Genomic DNA, 7425 nt, shown 5'->3' with positions numbered 1-7425 from the left:
GTGACGCTCTGGGGAGTGGATCACCATCGGGCATCCACGGAAGTGCGGGAGCGCGTCCACCTGAGCGAAGAAAGCGCACGCGTCTTCTTGAGCACGGTTGCGGAGGAAGGCGTGTCCGGGGTGGTGCTGAGCACCTGCAACCGGACGGAGGTCTATCTGGAAGCGCCCGGGCATGTGGATGCCGTCGGGTCCTTTCGGCGGGCGCTGGATGCCGCGGGGGGGGACGCGCTGCCGTTTGAAGGCGATCTTGGGTACCGGCTGGACGGGATGGACGCGGTCGCCCACCTGTATCGCGTGGTGGCGGGTCTGGAGAGCATGATGGTGGGGGAGACCCAGATCGTCGGGCAGGTGAAGGACGCCTACCGTGCGGCGCGGGAGATCGTCCCGCTCGGCCCGGTTCTGCTGCGTGCGTTTCAGGGTGCGTTCCGGGCGGGGAAGCTGGCACGCGGGAAGACGAAGATCGACGCGGGCGCGGTCAGCGTGGCCTTTGCGGCGGTGGATCTGTCGCGGAAGCTCTTTGAGAAGCTGGAGTCCCGTCGCGTGCTTCTGGTGGGCGCCGGGGAAACGGGCGCCCTCGCCGCCCGACACTTCCTCAAGCAGGGCGCGGCCGGACTGGCGATTGCCAACCGGAGCGCAGGCCGGGCGGAAGAGCTGGTCGGGACGCTGTCCCGTGCGCATCCCGGCACGAAGATCACGGCTCACGGCATGGAGGAACTGGAAGTGCTCCTCGCGGAGGCGGACATCGTGCTGTCGACCACGGGAAGCACGGTCCCGGTGATTCTGCCCGGAGCGGTCCATGCCGCGATGGAGCGCAGGAACCGACGCCCGCTCTTTCTTCTGGATATCGCGGTACCACGGGATGTAGACCCGGAAGTGGCGAAGATCGGGAGTGTGTTTCTCTTCGGGCTGGACGATCTGGAGGAGATCGTTCAGGGGAATGTCTCCGCCCGGCTCCGAGAGGTTCCCGCCGTGGAAGAGGTTCTCTCAGAGTCCGCGCGAGAGTTTGAGGGGTGGATCGCGAACCTGGATCTCAAGCCCACGGTGGACGACTTCCGCGCCTTCCTCGAAGAACTGAAGGCTCGCGAAATGGGGCGTCTGGGCGGAGGCATGCCGGACGACATCCGGGAAGCGGTGGAGCAGAGCCTGGCCGGGTTGATTCGGGGGATCGTCCGGCGACCGGTCGTGCGCCTGAAGAGCACGGACGCGCGGGAAGAGCGAACCCGGGATCTGGACAGCTTGCGCAGGCTGTTCGAACTGGACTAGCTCCGCCTGGCCGGGTGCCGCACGGACGCACAGCCGTGCAGTGCGGCAAGAAGTGTGGCCTTCATGACGCGGTTCCTTTCCGGCGTCCCCGCGGTTCGGCGGGGGCGGCCGCGTGAGAGTGTCCAGCGGTGTTGCGCCCCGCCGCCGCCCCGGAAGGAACCGTCCACCGAACCGGGGGATCGGGAAGTAGACGGGGAACGGGGCTACGCCGGGCAAGCTGCGCTCAGATCAGCCTGAGAGCTCCGATTCCAGCACGCCTCACCTTCCGGATTCAAACGCGTCAGGGACCTCAGAATGCGCCCGGAGACGGGGTTACCCCGCCAGGAGCGCGGGGAGGTCCGCGATGGAGTCCACGACATGCGTCGGCGGGGGGGGCACCCGGTTCTCGTCTGAAGGCCTGTACTTCCCTGTTCGGACGAGTACCGCGCTTCCCACACCCGCACGAAGGGCGCCTGCGCAGTCGAACTCCGCGTCATCCCCGACCATCACCATGTGCCCGGGATCGATGCCGGACTCTGCCGCGAGCGTCCGGAAGAGGAGTGGAGACGGCTTCCCGAGGTTCTCCCATGCGACATCGGCGGCGTACCCCAGAAAGGCAGCCACCGGCCCGAGGTCGGTGAGGAGACGGCCGTCTCGCCGGAAGACCCGGTTTTGCTGGAGTGTGTACAGCGTGGCACCGGAGTGCAGAGCCTCCACGGCCCCCGCAAGATCTCCCACGCGAAGGCGGTGCGCTTCCGTCGCCACCAGCACCGCGCGCGCTTCATCAGGAGGCGTCTCGCGGAACCACGCGAGATCCTCCCTTGCCTTTGGGTCACAAAGGAGCACTCCGCGCGTGTCGTCGCGCCCGGTCAGGACACTGCGCGCAAGCGTGGCGGGGGTCACGACGGGGCATTCCTCCACCGGGAACCCGTCGGCCTCAAGCCGTGCTACGAGGGCTGCCCGCGTGCAGGAGGTGGCGTTGGTGACATAGCGCACCGGGTAGTGGTCCAGGAGCGCGCGGACCGCTTCCGCGGCCCCGGGAAAGGCCGCTCTGCCGATTCCCTCGGCGAGGGTCCCGTCGATGTCGAGCAGGACCATGCGAACAGGATTCACCAGAACCTCCCGGGAGATGTTGCACGGCACTCGATTCGAATACCATAGACCCGCCCGAGAGGGTACCCTGTTTCGGCGGTAGTTTGTTGTCGCGATGCCGCGACGCGATGGGAGGTGCGTGTGGGATTTCGATTCTGGAGGCGTATACGGATTGCGCCCGGTGTCACGCTGAACCTCAGCAAGAGCATCCTGCAGGGGAAGCTGTCGGTCTCCGTCGGGCCGAGGGCCGCGAAGGCGACATTCGGGCCACACGGCCTCCGGGCTACCGGCGGACTGACGGGAACGGGGCTCTTCTACACGGTGAAGAAGCGCCGGGGCAAGAAGAAGCGAGCCGGGGCGGGTGAGCGCACATGCGCCCCGGATTCCGCAACCTCACCTTCTCTTCCTCCGGAGCCGACGACCGCCTCGGAGTCGGAGCAGCAGGAGATTCGGGAACACTTCGACGACCTCTCCGCACCGCCCGAAGAGGCGGCGCTGGTGAACGGCCTGCGCGAGCTGGCTCTGGGGAATCGGGAGGCTGCGCGTCATGATCTTGAACGGGCCGCCGGGATGGCTGACGGAGCCTATGTTGCCGGAGCGCTGGCGCTGGAAGAGGGGCGCTGGGAAGACGCGGTCGCTCTTCTTGCCCGCGCGCTGGAAGGGGAGTCGAACCTCGGCTTCCACCTCGGCAAGTACGGACTGGACGCGGCGCTTGAGATCGGTGTGACGGAAGAGGTGAGCGCGCTCATTCGTCCCTGTCGGCGGGGTGTCCTCCTGGCTCTTGCGGAGGCGTATCAGGAGCTGGACCGGATGGACGAGGCGATCGAGGCACTGGAGGACCTTCGCGCGGAATCCCCGGAGGATGTCATCATCCGCCTGTCGATTGCGGACCTCCTGCTGGATGCGGAGGAACCGTCCCGAGTGAATCTGCGTCGGGTTGTGGAACTCGGGGAAGGCGTCGAAAACGAATCATCCGCTCACGGGAATCTCCTGCTCTTCAAGGCGCGCGCACTGCGTCTTCTGGGAATGCCGGACCCGGCGCGGCGGCTGTTGTCGCTGGTGCTCCGCCGCAAGAAGGACCGTCCGCCGGAACTCCTCCTGGCGCTCCGTTACGAGCGCGCCCTCTGCAGCGAGGCACTGGGAAAGCCGCGGGAACTTCGCGCGGATCTGGAACACATCTTCTCGGAGTGCTCCGGGTATGAGGATGTCGCGGAGCGACTGGAGCTCGACTGACGGAGCGCCCGACCGAACTGGACTTTCGCCGCCGGAACGGGCAGACTGACGGGCTTTCCGGGCCACTTTTCTGATTAGCAAGGAGACACCCATGACCCCGACCGACCCCTGCACCTGCCTCAGTTGCGGCACCTCAGAGACCGCCATCCCGCTCATCTCGATCCGCTTCTCCGGGAGCCCCGCCTGGGTTTGCTCGCAGTGCATGCCGGTGCTGATCCACCGCCCGGAGGAACTGGTCAGCAAGCTGGGGTCCGTCCCTGCTGCATCGGACGACTGCTAGGTCGGGTCCTCGCAAGCACCATCTGCCGCATAGAGGTGCCGTCGCGGAAGCCGAGCCTCCGCCCGCGGAAGACGCAGCCGCGGGGTTGCGGCAAAGGCTGTCGCGGAAGCGGACTGACGCAACGCCCGCCCCGATGCTACACTGCCGCGTCCTGTTCTCCGAGGAGCGGTCCGTGCGTTGTGCGGTGTCATCGGCTCTGTCTCTCATCACCGCCTCCGCGATTCTCGCGTCGTCCTGCTCCCGCGCGCCTCACGAGCCGCCCGCCGCACCCGGCGTCATCCATCTGGCGGAGCGTGCCGCCGCCGCGCTTGCGGAGCGTACAGAAGGCGCCGCCGGGTCGATTCGCACGGGCCTTGCGTGGACCTTCCCGGCTGACTCCGCAGGCTGGTCCGCCGTTGCCGGAGAAGTGTCCGCCGCCGACTCCTCGATCGTTCTGAGCGGAGGGCGAAAGGGTGCTGTTCTGGCCGGGCCTCGTGGATGCGCCCTTCGAGTGGGGGATGTGGCTGAGATTGAAGTACGCGCGGAACTCTCCGACGGCGAGTACTTTGGCGTGTACTGGGATCCCCCCGACGGAGAGCACGCGCGCCGGGTCGTGGCCGGGCTTTCGCGAAGCGTCCCCGGCGGCGCGACGCGATCCCACGGCACCCGCATTCGAGCCGCCGCGGGCCGGATGCAGGTCTATCGCATTGCCGTTCCCGCCGCATGGGATGTGGACGGCGAAATCGACCGGGTTCTCCTCTCGGCGGAATGGGACGGCCCTTCCGGGGCGCTCCGGGTCGAGTCGCTCCGGATCGTCACCCGGGAAGAGTTGGCGGCTTCGCGGACCGGGGGCGCTCTCAGGCGCGCCTTCGGGGGCATCGAGGCCGCGTCGGTCGCGTTTCCGGCCGGAATGGACGCGTCGTTTTCGGTTCGCCTGCCCGAGTCGGGGCGACTGCGATTCCTGGTTGCGAACGAAGGGCGGATTCCGCCCGGACTTCGCATCACGGCGGCCCTTCCGGGCGCACCGGCGGTCGTCCTCCACGAGGGGGTCCCCGCACGCCCCCGCGCGTGGGAAGCGGCGGGCGCGGACCTCGCTCAGTTCGGCGGGCGGGAGATTGCGCTGGTCGTGACCGCCGGCGAAGGCGACGGCTTTGTCTACTGGGGCGCCCCGGTCATTGCGCACGGTGCGGGAACGCTCCCGCCTCTCGTTCTCTACGAGATCGACACGCTGCGTTCCGATCTTCTGGAGCCGTATGGCTACCCCGGACGAACCTCTCCCGCGCTGGGGGCATTCTCCCGGCGGGCCGTTCTCTTTCGCGAGTGCATCTCCGCCTCCAGTTGGACGCGTCCCGCAGCGGCGTCCATTCTGACCTCGCGATCCGGCCCGGCCCACGGCGTCCAGCACGAACACGCGACCCTCCCCGCGTCCATTCCCACCCTTGCCGAAGTTCTCCGGGAGCGCGGCTACTTCACGGTCGCCTTCGTGACCAACCCGAACGCGGGGCGCGCCGCCGGGCTGGAGCGGGGCTTCGATGTGGTCTTCGAACCCGGTGCGCTCTTCGATCGGTGGCGCGCGGTGTCGCCGGGGGGACGCATTCCATCGGGGTGGACACGGTCGGATCCCAGCGGCACGAGCGAGGCCATCCACACGACCTTCCGGGACTGGATCGCGGACCGGACGGACGCCCCGCTCTTTCTCTACATCCACCCGAACGATCCACACGCGCCGTATCGTCCGCGCGCACCCTTCGCGGCGATCCCGGGAATGACCCGCGGCGATTCGTCGCTTCGCGGAACGCGCGCATTCGCGAGGTACGCGAGAGACATCCGCGCGGCGGACCACTTCTTCGGGCGAATCCTCGCGGAACTGGAAGCGCAGGGGGTGCTGAATCGAGCGGGTGTGGTGGTCGTGGCCGACCATGGCGAGGAGTTCCGCGAACACGGAAAGATGGGGCACGGAAACGGGTTGTGGGCCGAGACGCTTCGCGTGCCGCTTCTTGTGCGCCTGCCCGGCGGGGAAGGCGGCGTTCTTCGGACGGATCGGGTCACCTCGCTCGACATTCTCCCGACCTTCGCGGAGCTGGCAGGCGCGAGACTTCCCGCGGGCGTCGAAGGGCGGAGTCTTCTTCGCGAGGGAGACGACCGGCCGATCTTCGCGCACCTGATTCGGCTGGAGGATCGGCTCAAGCCGGAAGTGCTCGCGGATGAGGCGGTTCGGGGAGAGGTGGCGATGTACGCGGGCGGGGCCAAGGTGATCGTCCGCGACTACGCCGGGCATGGACCGGCGGACACGCTGCTGATTCGCCCCGATGAGGATCCCGGCGAACAGGTGAATCTGGCGGTGGAAGAACCGGCGCGTGCGGCGGAGATGGCCCGGCAGGCCGTGGAGTGGCTCACCACCTTGCGAGGCGCGGCGGAACCCGCGGGAGACCGGCCGGTGGCGCTCGATCCGGAATCGCTGGAGAGGCTTCGTGCGCTCGGGTATGTGCAGTAGCGGGCGGAGTGTGCGGCGCCGCGCATCACGCCCGGCTCCCGGAGAACGGGGCGGAGTGTGCGGCGCGCGGTTCCCGGGGAACGCGGGGCTCACGGGGTGGTCGCGTGTCGCTCCTCAAACGCAAACCGCGTGGTGACGCCCTCGTAGATCTTCCCGGCCACTTCCACATGCGGGTAGATGAAGAAGTTCAATGGTCCCGTGGTGTGTCCCTTGCCAAGCTCCAGATCCCGGCCGACGGAGAAGCGAATCCTGTCCGGGCGGAGATTTCCGAAGAGGAAGTCACGCTGGCCGGGGTGCTTGCGCGCTTCGGAGGCATCCGCGGGAATCCAGCCCGCGCCGGGAAGGTGGAAGTTCACCCAGCAGTGGTAACCCGTGACGCGGCCTGCGGACCGGTCCATGGGAATCGGAAAGCCGATCTCGAACCGCGCCGGGATTCCCCGCGCCCGCGCGAGGGAAATGAAGAGCGCGTGGAAGTCGGTGCAGTTTCCGTAGCGTGCGTCACAGGCCCAGGAGGTATTCCCGGCTCCCCACCCGGCGCCCTCCTTTGAGTACACCATGTGGTCGATGACATAGTCGTAAACCGCGCGTGCGATTCTCCGCGGGGAGTCTTCACCGGGTGCGATGGTGTCGGCAATGGGGTCGATGAGTTCCCCGCCGACCGGGACCAGCGCGTTCGGCGCGAGAAAGCGTGCAAGCGAGGCCCGGTCCGCCTCCGGCGCGGCATCCGCCGACGCGGACACGCCGCTTCTGCGGACGAGGCAGCGGATGTCCACGGTAATCGGCGCTCCGTCTGACTCCGCGACCATTCCGTGCCAGAAGAGGTTTCCGTAGCCGGGTTCTTCGCGGAGTTCGCCCGGAATGGACGCGGTGATCTCTCGGGAGAGAACCTGCTGATGCGGAGTGTTCGTCGCGATCGGGAGAAAGATATGGACGGGGCCGACTCCGGCGGGGAGGGAGTCCAGCATGGCGGAGTAGGTGAAGGCGATGTGGCGCACGGCGTCCGCGGCGGGGGCGGCAGGGGCCACCAGCATGACGGCGACGACCGCCGGAAGTGACGCGCGGTAGCGAAAGGGCACGAAGACCGCCTGTTGGAGGCGCGAAGAGC

6 protein-coding genes are annotated in these 7425 nt (G+C 67.9%); 4 read left to right on the top strand and 2 right to left on the bottom strand.

Annotation, left to right across the window (positions count from 1 at the left end):
• On the top strand, positions 1–1263 hold a 1263-nt coding region (gene hemA / locus QF819_11050; protein MDP6803687.1), incomplete at its 5' end, for a glutamyl-tRNA reductase.
• Positions 1264–1575: 312 nt separating this feature from the next.
• Here the strand turns inward: hemA and QF819_11045 are convergent.
• Complete coding sequence (locus QF819_11045; GenBank protein ID MDP6803686.1) at positions 1576–2355, bottom strand: HAD hydrolase-like protein; 780 nt, start codon at positions 2353–2355, stop codon at positions 1576–1578.
• Between the two features lie 120 nt (positions 2356–2475).
• Between QF819_11045 and QF819_11040 the strand changes: the two genes are divergently transcribed.
• The 3 genes from QF819_11040 (at position 2476) to QF819_11030 (ending at position 6320) form a co-directional block, all read left to right on the top strand.
• Positions 2476–3567, top strand: a complete 1092-nt coding sequence (locus tag QF819_11040) for a DUF4236 domain-containing protein (protein MDP6803685.1) — start codon at positions 2476–2478, stop codon at positions 3565–3567.
• A gap of 91 nt (positions 3568–3658) precedes the next feature.
• Entirely contained in the window at positions 3659–3847 is a 189-nt protein-coding gene (locus tag QF819_11035) for a hypothetical protein (protein ID MDP6803684.1), read from the top strand.
• A gap of 133 nt (positions 3848–3980) precedes the next feature.
• Positions 3981–6320 (top strand): sulfatase, encoded by a 2340-nt coding sequence (locus QF819_11030; protein MDP6803683.1) that lies wholly within the window; start codon positions 3981–3983, stop codon positions 6318–6320.
• 89 nt (positions 6321–6409) lie between these two features.
• Here QF819_11030 and QF819_11025 read toward each other — a convergent pair.
• The coding region (locus QF819_11025; protein MDP6803682.1) for a transglutaminase-like domain-containing protein at positions 6410–7425 on the bottom strand (1016 nt) is incomplete at its 5' end.

The sequence above is a fragment of the Gemmatimonadota bacterium genome, from assembly GCA_030747075.1.
In the GTDB taxonomy this organism is placed as follows: Bacteria; ARS69; ARS69; order ARS69; family ARS69; genus ARS69.
The sequence above is the reverse complement of the archived record's forward strand: the minus strand, read 5'-3'. Positions and strand labels throughout refer to the sequence as shown.

Bases quoted from the DNA above. Each gene is read 5' to 3' on its own strand.
- QF819_11035 (MDP6803684.1), top strand. From the start codon at position 3,659: ATGACCCCGACCGACCCCTGCACCTGCCTCAGTTGCGGCACCTCAGAG.
- QF819_11030 (MDP6803683.1), top strand. From the start codon at position 3,981: ATGCTACACTGCCGCGTCCTGTTCTCCGAGGAGCGGTCCGTGCGTTGT.